Annotated in this window: 28 protein-coding genes; 16 read left to right on the plus strand and 12 right to left on the minus strand. The window is 67.3% G+C overall.

What is annotated here, in order from left to right:
- The first annotated feature begins 64 nt into the window (after window positions 1–64).
- Genes ON22_RS24325 through mnhG form a run of 6 tightly spaced genes read left to right on the plus strand, consistent with a single transcriptional unit; the run spans window position 65 to window position 5966 of the window.
- Complete coding sequence (locus ON22_RS24325; protein ID WP_033246363.1) at window positions 65–2854, plus strand: Na+/H+ antiporter subunit A; 2790 nt, start codon at window positions 65–67, stop codon at window positions 2852–2854.
- The gene (locus ON22_RS24330; protein ID WP_033246364.1) at window positions 2851–3231 is read left to right on the plus strand and encodes a Na(+)/H(+) antiporter subunit C; all 381 of its coding nucleotides are present in this window, start codon (window positions 2851–2853) and stop codon (window positions 3229–3231) included. Before ON22_RS24325 ends, ON22_RS24330 begins: the two co-directional genes overlap by 4 nt.
- Window positions 3228–4823, plus strand: a complete 1596-nt coding sequence (locus ON22_RS24335; RefSeq protein WP_033246365.1) for a Na+/H+ antiporter subunit D — start codon at window positions 3228–3230, stop codon at window positions 4821–4823. Before ON22_RS24330 ends, ON22_RS24335 begins: the two co-directional genes overlap by 4 nt.
- A complete protein-coding gene (locus ON22_RS24340) occupies window positions 4820–5374 on the plus strand; it encodes a Na+/H+ antiporter subunit E (RefSeq protein WP_051158026.1) in 555 nt (184 codons plus the stop codon). Before ON22_RS24335 ends, ON22_RS24340 begins: the two co-directional genes overlap by 4 nt.
- A complete protein-coding gene (locus ON22_RS24345; RefSeq protein ID WP_033246366.1) occupies window positions 5371–5631 on the plus strand; it encodes a monovalent cation/H+ antiporter complex subunit F in 261 nt (86 codons plus the stop codon). The genes ON22_RS24340 and ON22_RS24345 overlap by 4 nt, the downstream gene beginning before the upstream one ends.
- Window positions 5628–5966 carry a monovalent cation/H(+) antiporter subunit G gene (gene mnhG / locus ON22_RS24350; RefSeq protein ID WP_033246367.1) on the plus strand — a complete coding sequence of 113 codons (339 nt, stop codon included), beginning with the start codon at window positions 5628–5630 and terminating at the stop codon, window positions 5964–5966. The genes ON22_RS24345 and mnhG overlap by 4 nt, the downstream gene beginning before the upstream one ends.
- A 248-nt stretch (window positions 5967–6214) precedes the next feature.
- Here mnhG and ON22_RS24355 read toward each other — a convergent pair whose 3' ends face one another.
- The 5 genes from ON22_RS24355 to napA all read right to left on the minus strand — a co-directional run bounded on the left by ON22_RS24355 (window position 6215) and on the right by napA (window position 10979).
- Entirely contained in the window at window positions 6215–7729 is a 1515-nt protein-coding gene (locus ON22_RS24355; protein WP_081595800.1) for a phosphatase PAP2 family protein, read from the minus strand.
- A 217-nt stretch (window positions 7730–7946) separates the two neighbouring features.
- Complete coding sequence (locus tag ON22_RS24360) at window positions 7947–9116, minus strand: glutamate--cysteine ligase (RefSeq protein ID WP_033246368.1); 1170 nt, start codon at window positions 9114–9116, stop codon at window positions 7947–7949.
- Between the two features lie 25 nt (window positions 9117–9141).
- Window positions 9142–9834, minus strand: coding sequence for a superoxide dismutase[Cu-Zn] (sodC, locus tag ON22_RS24365; protein WP_033246369.1), 693 nt, complete (start codon window positions 9832–9834; stop codon window positions 9142–9144).
- Window positions 9835–9959: 125 nt separating this feature from the next.
- Window positions 9960–10544, minus strand: a complete 585-nt coding sequence (locus ON22_RS24370; RefSeq protein WP_033246370.1) for a LytR C-terminal domain-containing protein — start codon at window positions 10542–10544, stop codon at window positions 9960–9962.
- A gap of 90 nt (window positions 10545–10634) precedes the next feature.
- A complete protein-coding gene (gene napA, locus ON22_RS24375; protein ID WP_033246371.1) occupies window positions 10635–10979 on the minus strand; it encodes a nucleoid-associated protein NapA in 345 nt (114 codons plus the stop codon).
- 243 nt (window positions 10980–11222) lie between these two features.
- Between napA and ON22_RS24380 the strand changes: the two genes are divergently transcribed.
- From ON22_RS24380 to ON22_RS24390, 3 genes are read left to right on the plus strand one after another with little or no spacing between them, the layout of a single operon-like run.
- Entirely contained in the window at window positions 11223–11813 is a 591-nt protein-coding gene (locus tag ON22_RS24380; RefSeq protein ID WP_033246372.1) for a peptide deformylase, read from the plus strand.
- Complete coding sequence (locus ON22_RS24385) at window positions 11803–12810, plus strand: N-acetylglutamate synthase, CG3035 family (protein WP_033246373.1); 1008 nt, start codon at window positions 11803–11805, stop codon at window positions 12808–12810. Before ON22_RS24380 ends, ON22_RS24385 begins: the two co-directional genes overlap by 11 nt.
- A 35-nt stretch (window positions 12811–12845) precedes the next feature.
- The gene (locus tag ON22_RS24390) at window positions 12846–13697 is read left to right on the plus strand and encodes an exodeoxyribonuclease III (RefSeq protein ID WP_051158027.1); all 852 of its coding nucleotides are present in this window, start codon (window positions 12846–12848) and stop codon (window positions 13695–13697) included.
- On the opposite strand, the gene ON22_RS24395 is transcribed toward ON22_RS24390, so the two are convergent.
- A complete protein-coding gene (locus ON22_RS24395) occupies window positions 13680–14258 on the minus strand; it encodes a Uma2 family endonuclease (protein ID WP_231508724.1) in 579 nt (192 codons plus the stop codon). The two genes, ON22_RS24390 and ON22_RS24395, sit on opposite strands and share 18 nt — an antisense overlap.
- A gap of 235 nt (window positions 14259–14493) precedes the next feature.
- On the opposite strand from ON22_RS24395, the gene thiC reads away from it, so the two are divergent.
- The 3 genes from thiC to ON22_RS24410 all read left to right on the plus strand — a co-directional run bounded on the left by thiC (window position 14494) and on the right by ON22_RS24410 (window position 17995).
- The gene (gene thiC, locus ON22_RS24400) at window positions 14494–16122 is read left to right on the plus strand and encodes a phosphomethylpyrimidine synthase ThiC (protein ID WP_033246375.1); all 1629 of its coding nucleotides are present in this window, start codon (window positions 14494–14496) and stop codon (window positions 16120–16122) included.
- Window positions 16123–16226: 104 nt separating this feature from the next.
- Window positions 16227–16823: a hypothetical protein gene (locus ON22_RS24405; RefSeq protein WP_033246376.1), complete on the plus strand. Its 597-nt coding sequence runs from the start codon at window positions 16227–16229 to the stop codon at window positions 16821–16823.
- Between the two features lie 23 nt (window positions 16824–16846).
- Window positions 16847–17995 (plus strand): GTP-binding protein, encoded by a 1149-nt coding sequence (locus tag ON22_RS24410; RefSeq protein WP_051158045.1) that lies wholly within the window; start codon window positions 16847–16849, stop codon window positions 17993–17995.
- Between the two features lie 110 nt (window positions 17996–18105).
- On the opposite strand, the gene ON22_RS24415 is transcribed toward ON22_RS24410, so the two are convergent.
- Window positions 18106–18729 carry an NAD(P)-dependent oxidoreductase gene (locus ON22_RS24415; protein ID WP_033246377.1) on the minus strand — a complete coding sequence of 208 codons (624 nt, stop codon included), beginning with the start codon at window positions 18727–18729 and terminating at the stop codon, window positions 18106–18108.
- A gap of 115 nt (window positions 18730–18844) precedes the next feature.
- Entirely contained in the window at window positions 18845–19624 is a 780-nt protein-coding gene (locus ON22_RS24420) for a helix-turn-helix domain-containing protein (RefSeq protein ID WP_033246378.1), read from the minus strand.
- 117 nt (window positions 19625–19741) lie between these two features.
- Here ON22_RS24420 and ON22_RS24425 point away from each other — a divergent pair, with 117 nt between their 5' ends.
- Window positions 19742–20095, plus strand: coding sequence for a nuclear transport factor 2 family protein (locus ON22_RS24425; RefSeq protein WP_033246379.1), 354 nt, complete (start codon window positions 19742–19744; stop codon window positions 20093–20095).
- A gap of 161 nt (window positions 20096–20256) precedes the next feature.
- Here ON22_RS24425 and ON22_RS24430 read toward each other — a convergent pair whose 3' ends face one another.
- The 3 genes from ON22_RS24430 to ON22_RS24440 form a co-directional block, all read right to left on the minus strand.
- Window positions 20257–21501, minus strand: a complete 1245-nt coding sequence (locus tag ON22_RS24430; RefSeq protein WP_033246653.1) for an RNA polymerase sigma factor — start codon at window positions 21499–21501, stop codon at window positions 20257–20259.
- A complete protein-coding gene (locus ON22_RS24435; protein ID WP_033246380.1) occupies window positions 21498–21890 on the minus strand; it encodes a YciI family protein in 393 nt (130 codons plus the stop codon). The genes ON22_RS24430 and ON22_RS24435 overlap by 4 nt, the downstream gene beginning before the upstream one ends.
- 107 nt (window positions 21891–21997) lie before the next feature.
- Window positions 21998–23086, minus strand: coding sequence for an epoxide hydrolase family protein (locus ON22_RS24440; RefSeq protein ID WP_033246381.1), 1089 nt, complete (start codon window positions 23084–23086; stop codon window positions 21998–22000).
- 85 nt (window positions 23087–23171) lie between these two features.
- On the opposite strand from ON22_RS24440, the gene ON22_RS24445 reads away from it, so the two are divergent.
- Complete coding sequence (locus ON22_RS24445; protein ID WP_033246382.1) at window positions 23172–23852, plus strand: TetR/AcrR family transcriptional regulator; 681 nt, start codon at window positions 23172–23174, stop codon at window positions 23850–23852.
- Between the two features lie 202 nt (window positions 23853–24054).
- On the opposite strand, the gene ON22_RS24450 is transcribed toward ON22_RS24445, so the two are convergent.
- Window positions 24055–25311 carry a KasA/KasB family beta-ketoacyl-ACP synthase gene (locus ON22_RS24450; protein ID WP_051158028.1) on the minus strand — a complete coding sequence of 419 codons (1257 nt, stop codon included), beginning with the start codon at window positions 25309–25311 and terminating at the stop codon, window positions 24055–24057.
- Window positions 25312–25342: 31 nt separating this feature from the next.
- Here ON22_RS24450 and ON22_RS24455 point away from each other — a divergent pair, with 31 nt between their 5' ends.
- Window positions 25343–25900, plus strand: a complete 558-nt coding sequence (locus tag ON22_RS24455; protein WP_033246383.1) for a TetR/AcrR family transcriptional regulator — start codon at window positions 25343–25345, stop codon at window positions 25898–25900.
- Between the two features lie 11 nt (window positions 25901–25911).
- Window positions 25912–26466, plus strand: coding sequence for a Uma2 family endonuclease (locus tag ON22_RS24460; protein WP_033246384.1), 555 nt, complete (start codon window positions 25912–25914; stop codon window positions 26464–26466).
- Window positions 26467–26476: the final 10 nt, after the last annotated feature.

Here is a 26476-nt window from a genome sequence, read left to right on the forward strand (position 1 = left end):
AGTTCGTGCTCGCATATGATGAGCGCGCAATACCCCGCCGCCCCTGATTCCGACGGAGGTACGCTTGCTCGCCATCCTGCTTGCACACGCCCTGGCCGCGCTTGTCGCGCCCGCAGCCGTGCGAGCAGTAGGGCGTAACGCGTTCTACCCGCTGGCACTGGTACCGCTGATCTCCCTCGGTTGGGTGATTGCCGGATGGAACGACGTCCAGCAGGTCAGCTACGCCTGGGCGCCCACCATCAACCTGTCGCTGGAGCTGCGGTTCGACTCGCTCGCCACCGTGATGAGCGCACTGGTTCTGGGTATCGGCGCGCTCGTGCTCGCCTACTGCGCCCGCTACTTCGACGACGACGAACCGAAACTCGGGTCCTTCGCCGCCTGGCTGGTCGCCTTCGCCGGTGCCATGTTCGGGCTGGTGACCAGCGATAACATGCTGCTGCTCTTCGTCTTCTGGGAGATCACCACGGTGCTCTCCTTCCTACTGGTCGGGCACAACTCCGACAGCGCGGCCGGGCGCCGGGCCGCGCTCCAGGCGTTGCTGGTCACCGGCGCGGGCGGACTGGCCATGCTCGGCGGCATCGTCGTACTCGGACAGGCCTACGACAGCTACCTGCTCTCCGACCTGCTCGCCCGCGAATCGCCGGGCGGGATCGCGGTGCAGGTCGGGCTGGTGCTGGTACTGATCGGCGCGCTCAGCAAATCGGCCATCGTCCCACTGCATTTCTGGCTGCCCGGCGCAATGGCCGCGCCGACCCCGGTCAGCGCGTACCTGCACGCCGCAGCCATGGTGAAGGCCGGTGTCTACCTGATCGCCCGCCTCGCGCCCGCGTTCGCCGACGAACCGGTGTGGCGGCCGTTGATCCTCACCCTCGGCCTTGCCTCGATGTTGCTGGCCGGCCTGCGCGCCATGCAGGTCACCGACCTGAAATTGGTCCTCGCCTTCGGCACCGTCAGCCAGCTCGGCTTCCTGGTGATCATGGTCGGCCTCGGCACCCCCGATGCGGCACTGGCCGGTGTGGGACTTCTCCTCGCCCATGCCCTGTTCAAGGCCTGCCTGTTCCTGGTGGTCGGCATAATCGACCACGGGGCAGGAACCCGCGATATCCGCGAACTGTCCGGTCTGGGGCGCCGTGCGCCCGTCCTCCTGGGCACCACTGTCCTGGCGGCGCTCAGTATGGCCGGAATTCCGCCCCTCTGGGGTTTCGTCGCCAAGGAGTCGGCCCTGGCCGCCGAACTCGCCGCGGATCCACCCCTGAGCGGTACCGGAAAATGGCTGCTCCTCGCCGGTGTGGTGCTCGGATCCATGCTCACCGTCGCCTACAGTGCGCGTTTCGTCTGGGGTGCCTTCGCCGACAAACCCGGGATCCGGGTTCCGGACTGGCACGCTCCCGGACCGGCGTTCATCGCCGCTCCCGCACTGCTTGCGCTCGGCTCGCTCGGCGCCGGTCTCGCTGCGCCCTGGGTGGACGGTTTGCTCGCGCCGTACGCGCAGACGCTGCCGGGAGAGCTGACCGGGCACCTGCAACTGTGGCACGGTCTGACCTGGCCCCTGCTGCTCACCGTGGTGATCATCGCCGTGGGTGCCCTGTTCTTCTTCCGGCGGGCCTGGTTCGGCGAGTCGACGACCCTGCTCGGCAACGCCGACCGCGGTTACGATGCCGCCCTGCGCGCCATGGACCGGGCGTCGCTCCGGATGACCGGCTCGGTACAGCGTGGTTCCCTTCCGCTCAACCAGGCCGTCATCCTGGGCACCCTGGTGATCCTCCCGGCGACCGTTCTGGCCCTGGGCACCCGCACCGGAGTCGAGCTACGGCTCTGGGACCGCCCGCTGCAACTGGTAATCGGCGCGATCATGATCGCCATGGCCCTGGCCGCCACCGTTCTGCGCAACCGCCTGGCAAGCGTGCTGGTGGTCGGGCTCACCGGCTACGGGTGCGGCGTGATCTTCGCCCTGCACGGCGCACCCGATCTGGCGCTGACCCAGTTCCTGGTGGAAACCCTGACACTGGTGGCCTTCGTCCTGGTCCTGCGCGCTTTCCCGGCCGAGATCGGGCCGGAACAGCAGGCCGGCTTCCAGATCGGCCGGGCCGCGATCGCCATCGCCGCCGGTATCACGGTGCCGGTGCTGGCGGCCTTCGCCACGGCCGCGCGCAGTACCGAGCCGATCTGGGAACGGATCCCCGCGGCCGCCTACGAATTCGGCGGCGGCAAGAACGCGGTCAACGTACTGCTGGTCGATATGCGCGCCTGGGACACCCTCGGCGAGATATCGGTGCTGCTGGTGGCCGCCACCGGCGTGGCATCGCTGGTTTTCCGCAGCCGCCGGTTCGGCCTGCCGCCGCGGGCGGCCGACGCCCCGAACTACAGTCCGGGGAAAGTGGGCTGGTTGCCCGCCGGCCGGCTGGTCGACCGCCGGGACCGGTCGATGGTCCTGCAGATCACCACTCGCCTGGTATTCCCGACGATGATGGTGCTGTCGGTCTACTTCTTCTTCTCCGGCCACAACGCTCCCGGCGGCGGTTTCGCCGGCGGGCTCATCGCCGGCCTCGCGCTGGTCCTGCGCTATCTGGCCGGCGGACAGTACGAACTGGGTGAGGCGCTGCCTGTCGACGCCGGTCACCTGCTGGGCGCCGGCCTGATCCTGGCCGCCGGCACGGCCACCGTTCCGCTGCTGTTCGGAGCGTCTCCGCTGCAATCGGTGATCCTGGAGGCCACTCTGCCCGTGCTCGGCCACGTCAAGCTGGTGACCTCGCTGTTCTTCGACCTCGGGGTCTACCTGATCGTGCTCGGGCTGGTCCTGGACGTACTGCGCAGCCTCGGCGCGCGACTCGACGACGAGCTGGTGCAATCATGAGCGCGAACCTCACCCTGCTGACCGTCGTCGGAGTCCTGGTGGCCTGCGGTGTCTACCTGCTGCTCGAACGCACGGTCACGAAGATGCTGCTCGGCATCCTGCTGGTCGGCAACGCCGTCAACCTGCTGATCCTCACCATGAGCGGCCCGGACGGTGCGCCGCCGATCCAGGGCGCGACCGATACCGTGCGCGACACCATGGCCGACCCGCTCGCCCAGGCACTGATCCTGACCGCCATCGTCATCACCATGGGTGTCGCCGCATTCGTCCTCGCCCTCGCCTATCGCTCCTACATCCTGACCACCAGCGAAAAAGTCGAGAACGACCCTGAGGATGTCGGGATCGCCGAGCGCGAGCGGGAGGAACCCGAAGAATGACCCTGCCGCAGACCCTGCTTCCCGTCCTGGCACCGCTGCCGGTGCTCATCCCCCTGCTCACCGCCGCCGCGACCCTCATCGTCGGCCGCCGGCCCCGCTTCCAGCGAGCCGTCGTCATGGTCGCGCTCACTGCCGCCGTCGTGGTGTGCGCCTTCATGCTGTACCTGGCCGATCGCGACGGTACGGTCGCGGTTCAGGTCGGCGGGTGGGAGAGCCCGATCGGCATCACCATCGTGGTGGACCGGCTGTCGGCCGCCATGCTGCTGGTATCGCAAATCGTGCTGCTCGCCGTCGCCGCCTACGGTGCCGGCCAGAACATCGGCGACAGCCGGGTGCGCCAGCCCACCTCGATCTTCTGGCCCACCTATCTGGTGCTCAACGGCGGTGTCTCGATGGCCTTCCTCGCCGGTGACCTGTTCAACCTGTTCGTGGGCTTCGAAATCCTGCTGGTGGCCTCGTTCGTCCTGTTGACCCTCGGCGCCACCGCCGAACGGATCCGGGCGGGTGTGTCGTATGTGATGGTGTCGATGGTGTCGTCGCTGATCTTCTTGATCGGTATCGCCGTTGTCTACGGGGCCACCGGAACACTGAATTTCGCGCAACTGGCGATGCGGATGGATACCGTTCCCGACGGTATCCGCCACGCGGTCTACGCCGTTCTGCTCGTCGCGTTCGGCATCAAAGCGGCGGTGTTCCCGCTGTCCAACTGGCTGCCCGACTCCTATCCCACCGCGCCCGCACCCGTCACCGCGGTCTTCGCCGGCCTGCTCACGAAAGTGGGTGTCTATGCCATCCTGCGCACCGAGACCCTGCTTTTCCCCGACGGCGGTTTCGACAATCTGCTGCTGGTCGCGGGCCTGCTCACCATGCTGATCGGCATATTCGGCGCGATCGCCCAGAACGATATCCGCCGGCTGCTCTCGTTCACGCTGGTCAGCCATATCGGCTACATGTTGTTCGGGGTCGGGATCTCGAGCAAGATCGGCCTGGCCGGTGCGGTGTACTACATCGCGCACCATATTCTGGTGCAGACCGCGCTCTTCCTGGTGGCCGGTCTGATCGAACGACAAGCGGGGTCGACCTCGTTGCGCCGGGTGGGCGGAATGGCGGCCGCGAGCCCGATCCTGGCCGCGTTGTTCCTGATACCCGCGCTCAACCTCGGTGGAATACCGCCCTTCTCCGGTTTCCTCGGGAAGGTCGCACTCCTGCAGGCAGGCGCTCAGGACGGCAGTGCGCTGGCCTGGATCCTCGTCGCCGGCTCGATCGTGACCAGCCTGCTCACGCTGTATGTGATGGCACGGGTGTGGAGTAAGGCGTTCTGGCGGCCGCGGGAACAGGCGCCGGACGGACATCTGGTGTCCGCGACACTGCCCTCACTGGTCGAGGACAACACCGACATGCTTTACGACGAACGCACCGACCCCGGCCGACTACCCGCCATGATGGTGCTACCGACCGCCGCACTGGTCGCGGTGGGGGTCGCGCTCACGGTCTGGGCCGGGCCGGTGCTCGGTATCGCCGACCGCTCCGCCGCCGAACTCCAGGACCGCGGCATCTACATCGGCGCCGTCCTCGGCGGGGGAACGAAATGACCCGGCTGCGGCTGGCACTCAGCCGCGACAACATCCATCGCCTCGGCGTACTGGCCTGGCTGACAGTCGTGTGGGTCGCGCTGTGGGGCCAGATCAGCCCGGCCAATGTGCTGGCGGGTCTGGCGGTCGGCGCGGTGATCATGGTGGCGCTGCCGCTGCCCCGGATCCCGGTGCGCGGCCGGCTACGCATCTGGCCGCTGCTGAAACTGCTGGGTGTGAGTATGTACTCCGCGATCGAATCGAGTCTCCAGCTCGCCTGGTTCGCGCTACGTCCCGGGTCGGCACCCGTATCGGGTGTGCTGGAGGTGGCGTTCGCATTCCGCTCGGATTTCGTCATGGTGATCTGCGCCAACCTGCTGAATCTGATCCCCGGCACCATGGTGCTCGAAATCGACCGGGAACGGTGCGTGGCCTTCGTCCACGTCATCGACGTCGGTAGCGATAAGGCCGTCACCAGCTTCTACCGCACCATCCGGCAGATCGAGGCACTGCTGATCGCGGGACTGGAGAACCGCGCAACCCCGCTGCCCACTCAGGAGGTGAAGCCGTGATCGTCGTAGCCGTAGTGGCCGGCATCCTGCTCTCGGCGGCCGCATTGATCACCGGATACCGGATCATCGCCGGCCCCGGCACCCTCGACCGTGTGGTCGGCATCGACTCGATCATCGCGATGGCGATCTGCGGTCTGGCGGTATGGGCCGCCTACAGCCGCGACACCTCAGTGGTGCCCGCCATCGTCGCACTCTCCCTGGTCGGGTTCCTGGGATCCGCGGCCGTCACCCGCTACCGGGTCCGGGACGACCGATGAGCACGATACTGAACTGGCTGTCGGGCACCCTGATCATCATCGGTGCGCTGATGGCGCTCACCGCGGCAATCGGGATCGTCCGCTTCCCCGACACCCTGCTGCGTATGCACGCCGCCACCAAACCGCAGGTGATCGGCCTCAACCTGGTTCTGGCCGGTACCTGCCTGCGGGTCTACGAGGACCCGAACGTCTGGATGCTGGTACTGGTGGGCCTGTTCACCCTGCTCACCGCCCCGGTGATCGCCCACCTCATCGGCCGCACCGCCTACCGGGAACGCCGCTACCGCGCCGACCTGCTCGTGGTCGACGAACTCGGCGACAAACTCGAAGAGTAGCTGTGTCTTTTGGCGCCGACTCCGTCGGCGCGAGGTTTCGGCCCCCCTTGGTCCCTGCTGTCAGCACTCGACACTCGCGGCTGCGCCGCATCGCATCGAGCACTGACAGCAGGGACGGGCCGAAACCTCTCAGGGCCTCGTAAGACTCGGCTGCGCCGCTGGTTACATTGGGGTTCGGTACGGTTCGAATCGACTGCTATGAGGATCGCGAGTCGGCTGGGTGACCCGCATAGGCAGGCACGGTTCACTCAGCGTGATTCGACGGGCTCGACCGGCGAAACCGGTTCGACAGCGGAGACGTCCGGCCGCATTCCGGGAGCGTCCTCCCGGACAACGGGGAGTTTCTTCTTTATGGATACCGCGCTCGGTCGGGAGGTCCAGGGGTCGGCCGGGGCGGTCAGGAACCGGTCCGTTCCGGCCGCGTCCGAGCCGGCGGCCAAGGGGACACCGGCACGGCGGCGTGCGAACCAGGTCGCGTGGAAACCGGCAGCCACCGCCGCCAGCAGGGCCAGCACGATCGAACCCGCCACCACCGGATGGTCGGCCATCTGCACCGCGAGATACCGGTAGCCGAGCAGCAGCGTCAGCAGGACCAGCAGCCCGCCGCCTACCAGGCGCACCCGGAACCAGCCCCAGCCGCGTTCGGGATCACGCAGCGCCGACTCCACAGTCAAGCAGAGCACCGCACCGGCGACCAGGTCGACGCCGTAGTGGTAGCCGAAACCCAGGGTCGCGGCCAGCGTGCACAGCAACCAGAATGTGCCGCCCCAGCGCAGCCAGGTGGGAGCCAGGGTGCCGTCGGCCCGCCGACGCGTGTGCAGGAACAGGGCCAGCGCCCAGGCAGTGTGCATCGAGGGCATGCAGTTGCGTGGGGCCTGATCGGAGAACAACAAGGCCTCGGGACTGCGGTCCAGCGGCGGCACGACACCGGGCCAGAAGTTGCCCAGCTGGAAACCGTTACCGTCCACGCCGTAGACGAACATGGGACCGACCACCGGGAACAGGATGTACACCAGCGGACCCACCAGCCCCAGCACCAGGAAGGTGCGCACCAGATAGTGGCCGGGCCACCGGCCGCCGCCGGCCACGCCGCGCAGCTGCCATACCGCCACCACGATCGCCGCCGCGGGCAGTTCGATGTACACCCAGTGCAGAACGGCTTCGGGAATCGGCCCCAATACGTCCAGGACCCGGCCCATCACCCAGGCCGGATCGCCGAGCGCATGGTCGGCGAGCATCACGTACTGGTCGAGCACGCGGGGCCGCAGATCGACGGTGACATGCAACCAGACATCGCCGACCTTGGTCGCCAGGATCAGCAGCGCCCCCAGCGCCGCCGCGCGTAATGCGGTGCGCCGCGGCCGGCCCGACCAGCGCCACCAGGCCAGCACCGCCAGCCCGGTGAGAACCAGCACCGGACCGTTGCCGACAGTGAACGGGCCGCCCAGCGCCAGCCGCACCCCCGCGTAGACGAGATCGATCGCCACGGCCGCCGCGAGCGCGATCACCCGAGGCCTGTTCCCGACCCCCACCAGCGCGAGAACCAGCCCGGCCCAGGGCACGGTCATCGACTTGGGGGTCCCGGCATAGTCGCGGAACAAACTCTCCAGCGGGCCCTCGTAACCCCGCCAGTGCGCAACCCCCTGCAACGCCACCAGTAAAACGGGCACCGCCAGCACGGCGAGCACCCGAACCCGGCGGCGCGCGAACACCCGAACCCCCCGGTGCGGCGCAGATCTTCGCGCCGCGGCTCCAGCTCCCATATTCGGGTTTTCGACTAGCACCCGCACATCGTAAACGGCACATGAACGGAACCCCCACGGGCTGTTGAACAGCAGCTGTGTTCATGGCGCCGCCTCCGGACAGGTCACCGACCTCGAGACGCGGAGCGTCTCCAAAATTACAGCCCCGCCTTCGTCGACGGTCCACCCGCGGTGAACTACAGCGAGCAGTTCAGGCACATACAGACCGGTGCCGGGGTCAGGGCAGATCCGAGAAGGGCCCCGAACCGTTCAGCTCTCGTACCAGAGCATCTACTACGGCGATCAGGTCTCCCTGTGCCGCGGCGGCGGTTTGGCGTTGGCGTTGATAGTTCGCGCCGCGGCGTGGGATATCCGCCACAGCCCGGAGTTCGTCGGCGCAATTCAGCCGCCGCGCGGTCGGTTCCAGCCGGTTCAGCAGATCGTCGAGGTCCTCGGTGACCAGGCGTTCGGTGTTGTCCGAGCCGACGATCACAATAGCGTCCAAGCCGTATCGGGCTGCCCGCCATTTGTTCTCCTGCACATGCCAGGGCGGCAGGGTCGGCAGGTCTTCGCCGCGTTCCACTCGTTCGTCGAGATGCACGATCAGGCAGTGGATCAGCGCCGCCAGCGCCGCGAGTTCACCGCGGTTGGAGATTCCGTCGCAGATCCGTACCTCGATGGTTCCCCATTTCGGTGCGGGCCGGATATCCCAATGCATACCGCCGAGCTGTTCGAACACACCGGTTTTCATCTCGTCGTGCACGTAATGCTCGAACTGGGTCCAGTTCTCGAACTGGAACGGCAGGCCCGCCGTCGGCAGCTGCTGGAACATCAGCGCCCGGTTGCTCGCGTACCCGGTATCCGAACCGGACCACATCGGCGAGGACGCCGACAGCGCCAGCAGATGCGGGTAGGACAGCAGTAGCGAGTTCAGGATCGGGAAAACCTTCTCCCGGTGCGATACTCCGACGTGCACGTGCACGCCCCAGATCAGCATCTGCCGGCCCCACCACTGGGTGCGTTCGATCAACTCGTCGTAATGCACCGAACGCGTGAGCTGCTGGGTCGACCATTGCGCGAACGGGTGGGTTCCGGCGCAGAACAGGTCCACGCCGAGTTCGTCGGCGGCCCGGCGCACGGTATCCATGGTGACCGACAGGTCCTGCACGGCCGCCCCGACGGTTTCGTGCACCCCGGTGACCAATTCCACGGTGTTGCGCAGCAGTTCCTTGGTCACCTGCGGGGTGCCGTCGTGGGCGCGGAGTTCACCGACGGCGTCGAAGACGGCGGCCGCGGTATTGGACAGGTCGCGGCTCGCCTTGTCGACGAGCGCTATCTCCCATTCGATACCGATGGTCGGCCGGGGTGAGCCACGGAAAGGTACCGGGTCGATCCGTGCCCCACCCATACACGCCTCCGTCGCGGGTCGACAGCTACCCGATGACGCCGCAGCCGACGCGGCCACCCGCGTCACCGGTGCTCATCGTCTGCTCGTCCGGGCCGGTGCCACCCTCGCGGCTGTAGCGGTCCGGAATATTGGCGAAGTTGTCCGAGCCGGCATGGATGATGATGGCCTTGCCCTGGATATCGGACATGGTGACCTGAGAGGTGGTGGTGACCAGGTAGCCGTGGCCGTCCTCGCGCACCTGCAGCGAGCTCAGGTCACCGCTGGCCGGATGCCCGGTGGCACCGCCGACCTGGAGATGCCCGCCTGCGGACAGGAAGTCGCCGGGCGCGCCACCGGCGGGCGGCGCGGAATTGGCCTCGCATTTGCCTGCCTGGTGGATATGCAATCCGTGGAAGCCCGGCGTCAGGCTGGTGGCGTCGACCGTGACGCGCAGATGATTGCCCTCGTCGGTGAAGTTCGCGGTACCGATGTTCGCGCCGCTCGGCGACTTCAGTTCGACCTCCGTACCGGAACCGGCCGGGGTGTCCTGCTCTTCGCCGTGCCCACCGTGCTCGCTTTCACCGGCGGGGGCGGGCGAGGAGGTGAAGACCGGCGGAGTCGTTCCCGTCACGTCGCTGGATTCCTGGCTGTTCGTGCAGGCAACGAGGCCGAAAGCCGCGACAGCCAGCACCGGGGTCACGCTCCGCCAAGACGGGCGACGAGATGTGGACGGTGCCATCAGGGAACTCCTTTACGAGTACCGAGTTTACGGGTAGAGCGTTTCGACAACGATCATTCGACGCAGATGATGATGCCACGCCTGCCGTATCCGCCGGGGACGCCCCCGACCTCCGGCCGTCCGGCTCACCGGCCGGTGACCACGACGACCACGCCCGCGCTTTCGCCCAGACCGGGCGGCATGGGTGCGGTGGTGGCACCGAGATCGGCGGCGACCGCGGCCGCGGCGGCCTCGTCGGCCGGGGCGGAACCGTAGTAGACCGTGGTGGCCGCGAGGGTGTTGGCGGCGTAGTTACCGGTCGAGGTGTTGGTCCAGCCGAGGGCCGTGAGTTCGTCGGCCGTGGTGGCGGCCAGACCGGCGACCAGGCTGTTGTTGAGCACGCGGACCGGGGTGGCGCGGTCGACCGCACCGGCGGGGGATGTGGTGGTCGCGCCAGGTGTCGTGGTCGCGCCGGCGCTGGTGGTGGCGCCCGCGGAGGGTGCGCCGACGGCGGCTGTGGTGGGCGCCGCCGCGGTGGTCGTGGCACGCGGGGTGGTCGGCGCGGCGGATGCCGACGTGGTGCCGGCGCCCTCGGCGTTGTCACTGGTGTCGGAATCCGCACTCGACAGCGACATCGCGCCCAGACCGGCGAAAACGATCGCCAGGGCGATCAGAACCATTGCGGTCGCACGCAGCGGCGGACCACCGGAGCCAGGGTTCGAATTGCTCACCCGCCCGAGCCTAGCGGGAGGCGGCTACCGCGCGCTTCCGGCGCGCGGGTTCGGCGCCTCGCGAACAGCACACAGGTGCGTGAGTGGGGTTTACACCTGGAAGCCGAGGCGGCGGGCGGCCCGGGATTTCTGGCGGCCGGCGCGTAGCCGGCGCAACCGTTTCACCAGCATGGGGTCGGCGGCCAGGGCTTCGGGCCGGTCGATGAGGGTGTTGAGGACCTGGTAGTAGCGGGTGGGGGAAAGCGCGAAGAGTTCGCGGATCGCCTCTTCTTTGGCGCCCGCGTATTTCCACCACTGCCGCTCGAAGGCCAGGATCTCGTGTTCGCGGCGGCTGAGGCCGCTCTCGGGATCATGGGCCGGTTCGGGGAAGGTATTCGTATTGGCCGGAGGACTGCCCTGGGTTGCGGAAAGCTCCCGCGCTGCTGCGCCGTCCATCTTGCTCCTCGCCGAGTTACCACCGGATGCGATCGAATCCTGACCGAACGCGTCACCGTGTTACTGCCTTGCGATATTCAACCACGACACCCGGCCGGCCGCTGCCGAGTCCACCCGGGCGTGTCCGGTACGCCAGTACCAGAAATTCGGGCGTCGACGGCCGGTCCGGCCGCCGGCAGGCCCGCGCCGCCCACCGACAGGCCCTTTTCCGGCCGCGGTACGCGTCCCCATAAGCTCGTAACCATGTCAATCCTGCCCATCGTGATCGTCGGTGATCCCGTACTGCATCGCCCGACCGAGCCGGTCACCGAAACACCGGCCGAACTGGCCGGGCTGATCGCCGATATGTACGAAACCCTGGACGCCGCCAACGGCGTGGGCCTGGCCGCCAACCAGGTCGGAGTGTCCAAGCGGCTCTTCGTCTACGACTGCCCCGACCCGGCGGCGGACGGCACGGTGGCACGACGCCGCGGGGCCGTGATCAACCCCGTACTGGAGACCTCGGCGATCCCGGAGACCATGCCGGATCCCGACGACGACGAGGAGGGTTGCCTCTCCGTCCCCGGCGAGCAGTTCCCCACCGGCCGTGCCGACTGGGCGAAGGTCACCGGCACCGACGAGCACGGCGAACCGGTCGAGATCGAGGGCACGGGCTTCTTCGCCCGGATGCTGCAGCACGAGGTCGGCCATCTGGACGGCCACCTCTACATCGATGTGCTCATCGGCCGGCACGCGCGAGGGGCGAAGAAAGCGGTGAAACGCAACGGCTGGGGAGTTCCCGGACTGACCTGGCTGCCCGGTACCGATCCGGATCCGTTCGGATATGACGACTGAACGGCCGGAACCCGAACAGCACCCCGCCGAACCGGATATCCCGGTCGGTGAGCGGGTCGTTGTCCGGTACCGGCTACCGGACGGCAGCGAACCGCCACTGACCGATGTGATCGGCGAGGTCGTTTCGACCAACCCGCTCACCGTCATGGGCGCCGACGGCCATCCGGTGCTGATTCCGGCCGCCCGGGTGGTCGCGTTGAAAACACTGGGTCCCAGGCCCATTCGCACCTCCGAGATCCGCACCTTGGAATCCGCCACTGCCTACGGCTGGCCGGGCACCGAGTACGCCTGGATGGACGGCTGGCTCCTGCGCGCGGGACACGGCTACACCCGCCGCGCCAATTCCGCTGTACCCATCGGTGATTCCAGCGGACCGGCGCGCGTCGAGGCGGAAACGCTGCACCGTATCGGCGCCTGGTACGCAGCCAAAGGGCTACCGCTGCAACTCGCGCTCCCGGACCGGCTGGCGACCGTACCGCCGGGCTGGAACAGCTGGGGTGAAACCCGGGTACTCGGCATAGATCTGGAGAATTTCGTTCTCCCGCAGGGGCCGTCCATGGTCCGGATCGCCACCGAACCCGATATCGCCTGGCTCGAGATCCACCGCCACCGCGGCGACGAACCCAGCGGTCATACCGCCACCGTTCCCCTTCCGGAGGTGCTGTGCGCGGTGCACGAGGGACAGCTGGGATTCGCGTCCCTGGGCCTGCCCAGCCCCATCGCGATCGCCCGCGGCGCCCTCACCACCGCCTCGGACGGCCGCCGCTGGATCGGCCTGTCCTGTGTGGCCGTGCTGGCCGCGCACCGCCGCCACGGACTGGCCGCACTGGTCTGCGGAGAACTGCTGCGCTGGGGTCACGACCGTGGCGCAACACACGCGTACGTGCAGGTCGAGGCCGGTAATGTGGAGGCACTGGAACTTTTCGGCGAGCTGGGTTTCCTCGACCATCACAGCTACCGCTACGCCGTACCCGGCGGTTCCGTACCGGCGCCGTAGCCTCGGCGCGCATCTCAGCAAAGACGGGAATTCAGTTGCGACTGGCCACCTGGAATGTCAATTCGATCCGCTCCCGGCAGGATCGCGTGCTGGCCTGGCTGGACCGCCAGGACATCGATGTCGTGGCATTACAGGAAACCAAATGCCGTGACGACCAGTTCCCGTTCGAACGGTTCACCGAGGCCGGCTACGAGGTCGCGCATGTGGGGCTCAACCAGTGGAACGGGGTGGCGATAGCGTCGCGGGTCGGGCTGGACGATGTGGAGATCGGTTTCGCGGATCAGCCCGGATTCGACCGGGATGCCGCGGAGGCGCTGATCAGCACGCCCACGGTCGAAGCACGCGCGCTCGGTGCCACCTGCGGTGGTGTCCGGGTGTGGAGCCTCTATGTGCCCAACGGCCGCGCCCTGAACGATCCGCATTACGAGTACAAACTCGCCTGGCTCGCAGCCCTGCGCGATAACGCCGCCCGCTGGCTGGCCGAGAACCCGGAAACCGAGACCGCCCTCGTCGGCGACTGGAATATCGCGCCGACCGACGACGATGTGTGGTCCACCGAGTTCTTCACCGGTAAAACCCATACCTCTCAACCGGAACGTGATGCGTTCACGGCCATCACGGCGACCGGGTTCAGCGATGTGATGCGGCCCTTCGCACCCGGACCCGGGGTGTACACCTATTGGGATTACACGCAGCTGCGGTTTCCTCGGAAAGAAGGGATGCGTATCGATTTCGTCCTCGCTTCCCCGGCGCTGTCGGCGACCGTGGTGGATGCGGGGGTGGACCGGGAGGAACGCAAAGGTAAGGGTGCGAGTGATCACGCGCCGGTGATCGCGGAGTTCGATATTCGGCGCGGGCCGTCGCGGGAGTCAGGTCCAGTCGAGTAAGGCGTCGGTGGCAAGGATGACGTTCAGTGGTTCGGGGATTTCTATATCGGTGCCGAACGGGAGGGTTACCCGGGAGGCATAGCGCCCGTCGTCGGGTTCGCTGAGGATGTTGATCTCCGCGGAACCGCGGTCGATGAGCAGGTAGAGCGGTATACCGGTCGCGGCATAGAGGAACGGTTTGTCGAGGCGGTCCCGGAGTTCGGTGTGCTGCGCGCGGGAGGTGACCTCGATGGTCATCAGCACCGGCTGCGGATCCGACCATTCACCTTCCCCGGCGAACGCCGAGGCGGGCGCGAGAATCGCGTCCGGGCGTACCCGGCTGCCCCCGCCGCGACCGGCCCGGAGGCCGCGGTCGGCGAAAAGCCACAGTTCCGACCTGCGCGGTACGAGGAAGCGAGCCAGCCACTGGATGACCCGGCTGTGGTTGGCGTCGGGGCGCGCCTTCGCCGCGAGCAGGCCGTTGAGGTATTCCAGCCGCAGCCCGTCGGATATGCGCTGGGCCGCGGCATCGAGTTCTTCGAACTCGTCCGCGGTCATCAGCGATCCATGCGAGAGCGTCACCGTTCGACCCTATCGCCCGGATCCGCTGGAACCCGCACCGAACACCCGGGCGAAGAAGTTCGCAACCGACCCGCGCGCCGGAGGCGACGCCATGAATGCAGTATGGTCGGCGGCGGAAAATTCCATACCCACGGGGGCTCGCACCAGCGGGCTGAGAGGACGGCTAGCCCATCCGGGCGTTCAGGGCCGTCGACCGTATGAACCTGACCGGGTAATGCCGGCGTAGGGAGTAAAAATGACGGTTACACCTGTCGATTCCGTGACAACGGGCCCGATCGAGGGCAGCGTCAAGCACTATCTGGAAGTGGACGGTCTCCGGGTACCGGTGCGCCGGATCACCCTGACCAACGGTGAGCATTTCGATGTCTACGACACCTCCGGGCCGTATACCGACACTTCGGCGGCCATCGATCTGGAGGCCGGCTTGCCGAAGCTGCGCGATACCTGGGCGAAACCGGATGTTCCCGGCCCGCGTACCCAGTTGACGTGGGCACGGGCCGGGGTCGTCACCGACGAGATGCGTTTCATCGCCGCGCGTGAGGGCGTCGAGGCGGAGGTGGTACGTGCGGAGGTCGCTGCCGGACGCGCGGTGATCCCGGCCAATAACCGGCATCCGGAGCTCGAACCGACCGTTATCGGCAAGAAATTCCTCGTGAAGATCAATGCCAATATCGGTAATTCCGCGGTGTCGTCGTCGATCGCCGAGGAGGTCGAGAAAATGGTGTGGGCCACCCGCTGGGGTGCCGACACCATCATGGATCTGTCCACCGGTAAGAACATCCATGAAACTCGCGAATGGATTCTGCGGAACTCACCCGTCCCGGTGGGGACGGTGCCGATCTATCAGGCGCTGGAAAAGGTGAACGGTGATCCGGCCGCGCTCACCTGGGAGCTGTACCGCGATACCGTGATCGAACAGTGCGAGCAGGGCGTCGACTATATGACCGTGCACGCCGGGGTGCTGCTGCGGTATGTGCCGCTCACCGCGAAACGGGTCACCGGGATCGTTTCGCGCGGCGGGTCGATCATGGCCGCGTGGTGTCTCGCCCACCACCGGGAGTCGTTCCTGTACACGCACTTCGAGGAATTGTGCGAGATCCTGGCGCGTTACGACGTGACCTTTTCCCTCGGCGACGGTCTGCGGCCCGGTTCCATCGCCGATGCGAACGACGAGGCGCAGTTCGCCGAACTCCGCACGCTCGGTGAGCTGACCGAGGTGGCGAAATCGCACGGTGTGCAGGTGATGATCGAGGGCCCGGGTCATGTGCCCATGCACAAGATCGTGGAAAACGTGCGACTGGAAGAGGAGCTGTGCGCAGAAGCCCCCTTCTACACTCTCGGCCCGCTGGCCACCGATATCGCACCCGCCTATGACCACATCACCTCGGCCATCGGCGCCGCGATGATCGCGCAGGCCGGGACGGCGATGCTGTGCTACGTCACGCCCAAAGAGCATCTCGGCCTGCCGAACCGCGACGATGTGAAGACCGGGGTCATCACCTACAAGATCGCCGCACATTCCGCCGATCTCGCCAAAGGGCATCCGCACGCACAGCGACGCGACGACGAATTGTCCAAGGCCCGTTTCGAATTCCGGTGGCGGGACCAGTTCGCGCTGTCGCTGGATCCGGATACCGCCCGCGAATACCACGACGAGACGATGCCCGCGGAACCGGCGAAAACCGCGCACTTCTGCTCGATGTGCGGCCCGAAGTTCTGTTCGATGCGAATTTCGGCGGATGTCCGCGAATACGCAGAGCGCAACAATCTGACCGATACGGCCGCCATCGAGGCGGGGATGGCCGAGAAATCGGCCGAATTCGCCGATTCCGGGAATCGCGTGTACCTGCCGATCACCAGCTGACAAGGGTCCCGGGGCCCGCACCGAGCCGGGTGCGGGCACCGGACCGTACGGCAGTCCGGACGCTCTGCTTGCCGGGCCGGGGATCCCGGTGTTCTCGTGGACCGGTGATCGATCCACGGTTCGTCTTCCTCGGCGCGGCTCTCAGTATGGTGGGAACGCTCAGTTATGCACTGCTCACGCTGCGCGGCGAGGTGAAACCGAACCGCCTCTCGTGGTTCCTGTGGGCCGCTGCGTCGCTGACCGGGTTCGGCGCCCAACTCGACGAGGGTGTCGGCTTGCCCGCGGTCCTCACTTTTTCGATGGGCGCCGGCCCGGCGGTGGTGTTCCTCGCCTCGTTCGCGAACAGGTCGAGCTACTGGCGGCTGTCGTTCGCCGACCTGCTCTGCGGGGCAGCTTCGGTGATGGCGCTGGCGATATGGCTCGCGTGGGATGATCCGCAGACGGCGGTGATCTTCGCCGTGCTCGGCGATCTGGCCGCGGCGATCCCGACCTTCCGTAAGGCCTGGTCGGCGCCCGGCACCGAGAATCCGCTCGTCTTCGGTCTCGTCGCGGTGAACGGCATCATCACCTTGCTCACTATCACCGTGTGGGAGCCCGCGGTATGGGCCTTCCCGGTCTACGCGACCACGTTGGGCGTCGGGCTCTGCTCGATCATCGTGGTCCGGCAGCGCATGGTCCGGAGCCCGAACAGGCTCGCCTAAATGAAAATGGTTATCATTTGCTGGTGACCAGTTCTGTGCTTCCCCACCCGCTGCCGGTGACCGTGCTGTCCGGATTCCTCGGCGCCGGTAAGACCACCCTGCTGAACCACATACTCGCCAACCGCGAAGGGCGCAGGGTCGCGGTCATCGTGAACGATATGAGTGAGGTCAACATCGACGCCGCCCTCGTCGCCGGTCAAGGCCATCTGGACCGGACGCAGGAAAAGCTGGTCGAACTCACCAACGGCTGTATCTGCTGCACCCTGCGTGAGGATCTGATCGAGGCGGTGGGAAAGCTCGCCCGCGAGGGGCGATTCGATCAGTTGGTGATCGAATCCACCGGCATCTCCGAACCGATGCCGGTGGCGGCGACCTTCGAATGGGAATTCGAGGACGGCTTCTCCCTCGGCGAACTCGCCCGCCTCGACACCATGGTGACAGTGGTGGACGCGTCCACATTTCTCACCGAGATCACCCGCGGCGAAACCCTGGCCGCCCGCAATCTCGAAGCCGGCGAGGGCGACGAACGCGGTATCGCCGATCTCCTCGCCGACCAGGTGGAATTCGCCGATGTCCTACTGATCAACAAAACCGACCTGGTGAGCCCCCAGATCGTGGGCGCCGTGGAAGCGGCTGTACGCCGGATGAACCCACGGGCCGAACTGATTCGCACCAGCAACGGCATCGTGGATCTGGGCGAGGTACTCGGCACCGGCCGCTACGACCCGGTGGCCGCGGCGAGCACCGAGGGCTGGGCGGAGGAGCTGGCGGGTGGGCATATACCGGAAACCGAGGAATACGGAATCAGCAGTATGACCTACCGCGCCGACCGGCCGTTCCATCCGCAGCGCCTGGCCGACGCGCTGGCCCAGGTGCGCCGCCTGTTGCGCAGCAAAGGCTTCTGCTGGATTGCCAGCCGGCCCGGACTCGCGGCCATCTGGTCGCAGGCCGGCCCCAACCTCACCTTCGAACCCGCCGCCTGGTGGTCGTCGCTGGAGATCCCGGCAGGTCAAGAAATCGTTTTCATCGGAGTGCGTCTCGATCGCGCCGGCCTTCGGGAAATGCTGGACGGTGCACTTCTCACCGATACCGAATACGCAGCCGGGCCGGGCATTTGGACCACCTACCCGGACCCGTTCCCCGCATGGGATGCCGTCCACGAACACTCCTGACCCCGCGAGTCCGACGGCGGCGCGGGCCACCGATACCGGTGGCCCGGCACGGCTGCGGCCACCGGGCAACCGCCGGACACGACAGCGGGTGCGGTGCACTACAGCCGAGTTCAATTGGACAGGCCCGGAGCCCGGTGCACATAGGTGCGGTCGGTGACCTGATCCAGCAAGAAGTCCGCGATATCGGCCCGCGCGACCTTCAGCTCGAGACCGGCTTCGTTCGGGCCGAATCCGTGGCGGTAGGTACCGGTGCGGGGGCCGTCGGTGAAAGCGCTGGGGCGCACGATGGTCCAATCCAGGTCACTGGCCCGGACATAAGCCTCCTGTTGCTGATGGTCGGCGTAGGCAGGGCGCAGCAGCAGGCCGAACATGATGTATTTCCACAAGAAGTTCAGGTTGGCGCGGCTGTCACCGGCGCCGAGGGTGGACTGGCAGATGAGCCTTTTCACCCCGGCCCGGTTCATCGCCTCGATCACCGTCCGGGTGCCCTCGGCCCGCACCACCCCCTTGCGACCGTTGCCGAGCGCCACCAGGACCGCGTCCTGGCCGGTGACTGCTCGTTCGGCCGCGCCGGGGTCGAGTACATCGCCTTCCACGATGTGCAGTCGTTCGTGGACCCGGCTGATCCGGGTGGCGTCCCGGGTGAGCGCGGTGACCTCGTACCCGCGTTCGAGCGCCTGGTCGACGATATGCCGGCCGACAGTGCCGGTGGCTCCGAAAATCGCGATTCGCATATTCCGCTCCTGGTCGAAAATTGTTGGCTGATGACTGAATCCAGTACAGCCGCCGGAAGCGAGACGGAACATCGCTCGAACGCTCTTCTACATAAGCGAGCGTCTACAGGTGGTGCTACAGCGTGCGGAAGGCCTGCGCGGTCGCCTCGTCCGCCGGGTAGAAGGCCTCGATATGCAGTTCGTCGATCGTCACATCGGTGGCCGACATCGCCGACGTGGCGACGCTGAAGAAGGAGAACTCCGTATCGCCGATGCCGAGCCGCAGCGGCACCACCACATCCGCCCGCGCCGCTGTCCCCGTATCCCGGCACGGGTAGGCCGACACCTCCTCCAGCAGTGACCGCAACCGCGGATCCCCGGTGGCGGCCAGCCGGGACCGGACCTGGCTCAGCAGATGGCCCCGCCACTGGCCCAGGTTGCGGATCCGCGGCGCCAGGCCGTCCGGATGCAAGGAGATACGGATCGCATTGACCGGCGGTTCCAGCAGTTCCGGGGCGCAGCCCTCGAGCAGCACATCGGTGGCGGTATTGCGATCGACCACGTCCCAGCAGCGGTCCAGCACCAGCGCCGGATGCGGGAGGTGCGCGTCGAGCAGAGTCCGGAAGGCGTCCATCACCGCGCGCAATTCCGGTGCGTCCGGGTCACGCTGGCCGTAGCGCGGTGCGTAACCGGCCGAGAGCAACAGTTCGTTGCGTTCGCGCAGCGGTACGTCCAGGTGCGCGGCGAGCCGCTCGATCATCTCCCGGGTGGGTCGTGACCGGCCGGTCTCCACGAAACTCAGATGCCGCGTGGACACCTCCGCCTGCGCGGCCAGCTGCAACTGGCTCAGCCGCCGCCGCTCCCGCCATGCGCGGATCAGGCCGCCTACCTGGGATTCGGTGTCCAATGTCGCCACATTTCACAGGCTAGCCGTTCCGGTAGCCGATCCCATTACCTCCGAGGTAATCGTCAGGACGCCGGTTCGTGGCGATGCTGGGAGCACAACATCGCCCCGACCCGGAAGGATCACCCGATGAACGATATCGTCCGCACCTACCTGCAGACCTGGAACAGCACCGACCCGCAGGCCCGCACCGCCCTGCTCACCGAGCACTGGGCGCCGGCGGCCACCTACACCGACCCGCTCGCCGACGCGGCGGGCCGCGATGCCATCGCCACCACCATCGGCGCCGTGCACGAACAGTTCCCGGGCTTCGTTTTCAGCCAGGTCGGCGAACCGGACAACCACCACCGGCAGGTCCGTTTCCAGTGGGGCCTGGGGCCGGCCGGCGCGGAACCGGTGATCATCGGATTCGACGTCCTGGTCACCGATGAACAGGGTCGTATCGAAACGGTGCTCGGGTTCCTGGACAAGGTCCCGGGCTGAGATCCCAGGGCGCCCCGGGGGCGGGTGACGGGACGGTCGCAGGAGCCGCCCGCAGCCGGGGCAGCCGTTCCTGGGCTGCAATGAGAGTGCCGATCACCGCGTCGGCCGTGAAAAGGCGGCGCGTGCCGGAATATCCTGTTCCCGGGCGGGAACAGGGCAACTCAGGGCGGATCGAGACGGCGCAGACGGGCGTTCAGATAACGCTGTTCCGGCAGGCTTGCCGTGAGTGCGGCGGCACGGCGGTAACTCGCCCGCGCCGCCTCCGGATCGCCGGCCATTTCGAGCAGATGACCCCGGACCGCGTAGGTCCGATGGTGGCGTCGCATCGCCGGTTCGTCGAGCAGCGGCTCGGTCAGCCGTAGCCCGGCTTCCGGGCCCGCCACCATCGCGACCGCGACTGCCCGGTTGAGGGTTACCGCGGGGCTCGGCGCCACTCGGTCGAGCATGGCATAGAGCACGACGATCTGCCGCCAGTCGGTGCTCTCCCAGGTGCGAGCTTCGGCGTGCACAGCAGCGATCGCAGCTTCGAGCTGGTAGCGGCCGATATGCCCGCGCGGCAGGACACGTTCGAGAATGCCGATTCCCTCCGCGATCGCGTTGCCGTCCCACCGGCTGCGGTCCTGCTCCACCAGCGGCACCAGTTCTCCGCGCGTATCGGTTCGGGCGGCGGCACGGGCGTGGGTGAGCAGCATGAGTGCCAGGGCACCGGCGACCTCGTCGTGGTCGGGGACCGCCCGATGCAGAATCCGGGTCAACCGGATCGCTTCCTGCGCCAGGCCCGGATCGTGCACGGACGCACCGGCGCTGACGGCGTGTCCGGCCGTGAACATCAAGTGGCAGGTGTCGAGGACCGCGGCCAGCCGGTCCGGCAGATCCGCCGGTGCGGGTAGTTCGAACCGGGCGCCCGCTCGGCGCAATATCGCTCGCGCCCGGGTGAGTCGCTGCGTCATCGTACGTTCGGGGACCAGATAGGCGGCCGCGATGCGACCGGCCGGTATACCGGCCACCGCGTGCAGCGTCAGCGCCACCTGGGACGACCGGGTGAGGCTCGGATGACAGCACAGCAGGAAGAGCCGCAGCGTATCGTCGGCGGACTCGGATCCGGGACGGTCGGCGGCGGGCGCGAAACCGGTATCGGCCGGCTGCGTCACGGCCACTGTCACTTCGCGCCCGGCCCGCGCACGCTCGGCACGTACCCGGTCGATGAGACGCCGCGATGCCACCCGGATCAGCCACCCGCGCGGGTTGTCCGGTACTCCGTCCCGGGCCCACTGCACCGTGGCCGCCTCGGCCGCGTCCTGCACGGCGTCCTCGCATTCGCCGAGGTCGCCATGGCGGCGCAGCAGCGCGGTGAGGATATGCGGTGCCTCCCGGCGCCACACCTCGGCCACGGTATCGCCGGTCACCTGTCGTCGCCGCCCGGCCACATGGTGGGCCGCAGTTCGACTGTTTCGCCTGGTCCCGCGAACACCGCCGCGATCTCCTCGGCCCGCGCATGATCCTCCACATCGATGAGAAAGAACCCGGCCAGATGCTCCTTGGCCTCGGAGTAGGGACCGTCACCCGCCACCGCCCGGCCCGCCTCCCACCGATACAACCGCGCGGCGTCGGGCGACCCCAGTGCCTCACCGCCCAGCAACTCCCCGTTCTCCTGCATCTCGGTGAGCAAACGCTCGAAATCACCGCTGATACGGTCGCGCTCCTCCTTCGGCAATGCCTGGAATTCGGCCAGGTAGTCGCCGGTCGGATGGCCCCATGGTTGGGGGTTCGAATGGATCAGGATCACGTATTTCACGGCCTACTCCTCACTCGGTGGTGGATGGACCCGTCCGATCCATCCTCACCGGGAACGTCGGAGCCGTGCCCACGTAGTCGACATCGATCCGGCCCCGATTTCGCGACCTACTCCCCGGCGCGGTACTTGTCGAAGAACACGGTGATCTCCTCGGCCATGAGCGCGGGCGCGGCATGGTGCAGGTAGTGGCTGGGCACATCGTGGGTCCGCCAGGACACCACATTGTGGTCGCGTTCGGCGAAACGCCGGATACCGTGGAAATCCCCCGTCGAGCCCGACAACGCGAGTGGGACGGTGCTCGGTTCGGTGGGCTGCTCGGCCTTGTCCTTCTCGTAGTAGTGCCGGATCGCCGAGCCGGCGGTTCCGGTGAACCAGTGGATCGCGATATTGGTGACGACGAATTCGTCGTCCAGATCGGGGCCGAGCAGCTGACTGTTCCAGCCGAGCAGACCGGCCGGAGAATCCGTGAGGGCATGCGCGAGAGTCTGCGGCTGCTGTGATTGCAGGACGTTGAAGCCCATTTTGTTCTTGACGAACCAGTCCAGCGTCGCCATGGCCTGCTGCTCATCGGCACTGAGATCGGCCAGTTCGGCGGGATCACCGGACGGGAACGAATACACCTGCGCGACATGTATTCCCACAACCTGTTCGGGAGCGTATCGGCCCAGTTCCGCGGATATGGCCGAACCGCCGTCGTTGCCCACCGCGCCGTAGCGGTGGTAGCCGAGGCGGCGCATCAGCTCCGCCCAGGCACGGGCGATCCGGGCGTCGTTCCAGCCGGTTTCCGTTGTCGGCCCGGAGAAACCGTAGCCGGGCACCGAGGGGATGACCAGGTCGAAACCGGCCGCGGTGAGCGGCTCGACGAGAGCGAGGAATTCGACGAAGGTGCCGGGCCAGCCGTGGGTGAGGATCAGCGGGAATCCCTGCGCCCCGGTGGACCGGATATGCAGAAAGTGGATCAGCTGGCCGTCGATTTCGGTACGGAACTGCGGGTAGGCGTTCAGTTTGCGCTCCTGGGCGCGCCAGTCGAGCGAGTGCCAGACATCGGCCAGATGGCGTACGCGGTCGACGCTCACGCCGTACTCGTCACCGGAGCCGGGGATCTGATCCGCCCAGCGGGTGCGCTCCAGGCGGGCGCGCAGCTCGTCGATCTCGACGGCGGGGATTTCGATACGGAAGGGCTGGATGGCGGTCATATCAACTCCTATTGGAACGGAATGCATTGTTCTGTTCGAACAGTAGCAGAACGGATCATTCCGTTTCAAGTGTTACCCTCGGGACATGCCCGGAACAGCCGAAACCCCCGCCGCCAAACCCCTACCCGGCCGCAAAGCGCAGGCCGCCCGCAACGACGGACTCATCCTCGACGCCGCACGAGCGGTATTCCTCGCCGACGCGACCGCGCCGATCTCGGCCGTCGCCGAACGAGCCGGAGTCGGTATCAGCGCCCTCTACCGCCGATACCCGAGCAAAGACATCCTGCTGCGCACCCTCTGCCACGACGGGCTACGCCGCTACAACTCCGAAGCCGATACCGCACTGGCCGAACCCGACGGCTGGCAGGGCCTGGTGCGGTTCCTGGAGCGCGTGGTCGACGCCGATGTGCACTCGCTGACCGTCCACCTCGCCGGCACCTTCACTCCCGACGAGTCACTGCTGCCCGATGTCCGGCATTCCGAAAAGGTGAACAACGAACTCGTCCGGCGAGCGAAACAGTCCGGACAGCTGCGCAGCGACGTGACCCCGCAGGATCTCGGCCTCGTACTGGAGGCGTGCGCGGCGGTATCGACCCCCGACGCCGAGCGCACCGGACAGTTGCGCCGCCGGATCCTCGCCGTTCTACTCGCCGGACTGCGCGCCGACGGAGAACTGCCCGGCCCGCCACCCCGCCCCGGGGAATTCGCCTGGCGCTGGAAACGTGCCCCGGGACCCAGCGCGCCGAAGCCCGCTACCGGCAATTGAGCAGACCCCGCGTCGCCACCGGCCGGCCGGCGCACCACAACGAACACCCGGTGCGCCGCACAAAGAACGACAGTGGCACACAGTGCACCGATCAATGCGCGGACTCCACGGTCGGCTTCCGCGAGCCGTCGGCACCGAACGGCACACGGCACTTGATCGGCGATAGCGGTGGGTCCCGGCTGGATTCCGGCGATCGGCCGCGTCAGCCGCGACCGAGAGCGAGAGTGACGTTGTGCCCGCCGAAGCCGAAGGAGTTCGTCAGCGCGTACTCGCAAGCCTGCGAGCGCGCGGAGCCGTGCACGATATCGAGGTCGGCGTCGGAGTTGTCGAGGTTGAGCGTGGGCGGGACGACCTGTTCACGCAAGGTGAGCGCGGTCAGGATCGTTTCCAGCGCACCGACCGCACCGATGGAATGCCCCAGCGCCGATTTGGGTGCATAGACCGAAGCTTCCGGTGTCACCGCGCCGATAGCCGCGGCCTCGGACGCATCGCCGATCGAGGTCGAGGTGGCGTGGGCGTTCACATGCCGGATATCGGTGGGCCGCAATCCAGCTGTCGCGATCGCTTTACGCATGGCCCGGGCCGCGCCCGCACCGGCGGGGTCGGAGGCGACGATGTGGTAGGCGTCGGAGGTGATACCCGCGCCGAGAATCCGGGCGTGGACGCGGGCGCCGCGAGCACGGGCGTGCCGCTCCGATTCGAGGACCACCAGGGCGCCGGCCTCACCGAACACGAAACCGTCACGGTCCCGGTCGAACGGGCGGGAGGCCCGCCCCGGTTCGTCGTTACGGGTGCTCATCGCGCGCATCATGGCGAAGCTTGCGATCGGCACGGCGTGGATATGGCCTTCCACACCGCCCGCCACCACGACATCGGCCTCCCCGGTGGCGATCAGCCGCCAGGCATGAGCGATCGCCTCGGTTCCCGAGGAGCAGGCGGAGACCGGGGCGAAAACGCCGGCTTTCGCGCCGATTTCGAGGCTCACCGTCGCCGCCGGACCGTTCGGCATGACCATCGGCACCGACATCGGCGAAACCTTGCGATACCCGCCCGCCCGCATGGCGTCCACCGCGTCGATGAGCGCGTCGCCGCCGCCGAGCCCGGTGCCGATACAGACCGCGAGCCGCTCCCCCTCCACCTCGGGGCGACCCGCCGCAGCCCAGACCCGCCGGCCCAGTACCAGGGCGAGCTGCTCGACATACGAGTGCCGCCGCTGTTCGAGCCGGGTGAGCTCGGCGCCGGGATGCGATTTCAACTTGCCGCCGATACGTACCGGCAGGTCGTACTCGGCGACGAAATCGTCGTCGAGGGTGGTGATACCGGTTTCGCCGCGGAGCAGTGCGGCCCAGGTGTCGTCCATATCGTCGGCCAGCGAGGTGGCTCCCGCGTAAGCGGTGACAACCACTTGGGTGGACGCCGGCCGAGTTTCTGAAGCGATCGGTACATTCACGGGGTTCATCAATACCTGTAGCGTTCGCTACAGTCAACCCATGGCCCGCCCCCTCGACCACGCCAAACGCGCCGAACTCCTCGACGCCGTGGTCCGCTATATCGCCGAACACGGCCTCGCGGACCTCTCTCTCCGCCCCCTGGCCGCCGCACTCGGCACCAGCTCCCGCATGCTGATCTACTACTTCGGCACCAAAGAAGAGCTGCTGGTCCAGGCCCTGTCCACCCACCGCCCCGACCTCAACGCCGTATTCGCCGATATCCACGACGCCACCGCGCTCCGCGAACGCCTGTGGAACTTCTATCGCTCCAACGCCACCGGCCCCGAAGCCGTCAGCAACACCGTGATGTTGCAGGTCCTCGGCGCGGCCTGCGCCCCCGCAGCCCCGTACGCCCGCTACGCCGACGAGGCCATCGCAACCTTCACCGCCGCCCTGACCGCCCGGCTGCGCGAACTGGTTTCGCCGGACGACCCCGAAGTCGTCGCCACCCTGCTGATCTCCGGCCTCCGCGGCATCCTCCAGGACCGCCTCATCACCGGCGATACCGAACGCACCGACCGCACGGCCCGCCGCCTCATCGACCAGACCATCCGCTGACGGGAGAAATCATGACTACCGAGGAGTTCGAGGAACTCGCCCGGTTGGCCGGTCGGGTGTCAGAGGGGATTCGACTGGAGTTCATCGACGCGCGACTGGGGGCGAAGGCGTTGGCGGACGGCGACCACGGGCGGATCCTGCAGTGGCTTGTCCGTGTGTTCATCCTGGCGCGCCCCGAACTGTTCCTCAGCATCGAGCAGGGCTTGCAGGTCGAGGCATACCGCAAAGGCAGGGCCCGGCCGGACGGTGTGCTCGCCGATGCCGACGCATTCGTCGGGCAGGGCGAGTGGGCCGACCCGGCTCCGGTCCTGATGACCGTCGAGGTGACTTCCCACGACCGTGACACCGAGCACCGGGATCGCCGCGAAAAGCCCATCGCGTACGCGGCCACCAACATCCCGGTTTACCTTCTGGTAGACCGGGAGCGCGCCGAGATAACCGTGTTCAGCCAGCCGGTGAATGATCGCTACCAGCGGCGTGTGACGGTGTCGATCGGCGATCGTGTCGAACTGCCCGACCCGGTCGGACTCACCCTCGACACCGAACCGATCAAGGCCTGGGTCTGACAGGTCCCGG

Source organism: Nocardia carnea NBRC 14403 (genome assembly GCF_000308515.1).
GTDB classification, from domain to species: domain Bacteria; phylum Actinomycetota; class Actinomycetes; order Mycobacteriales; family Mycobacteriaceae; genus Nocardia; species Nocardia carnea.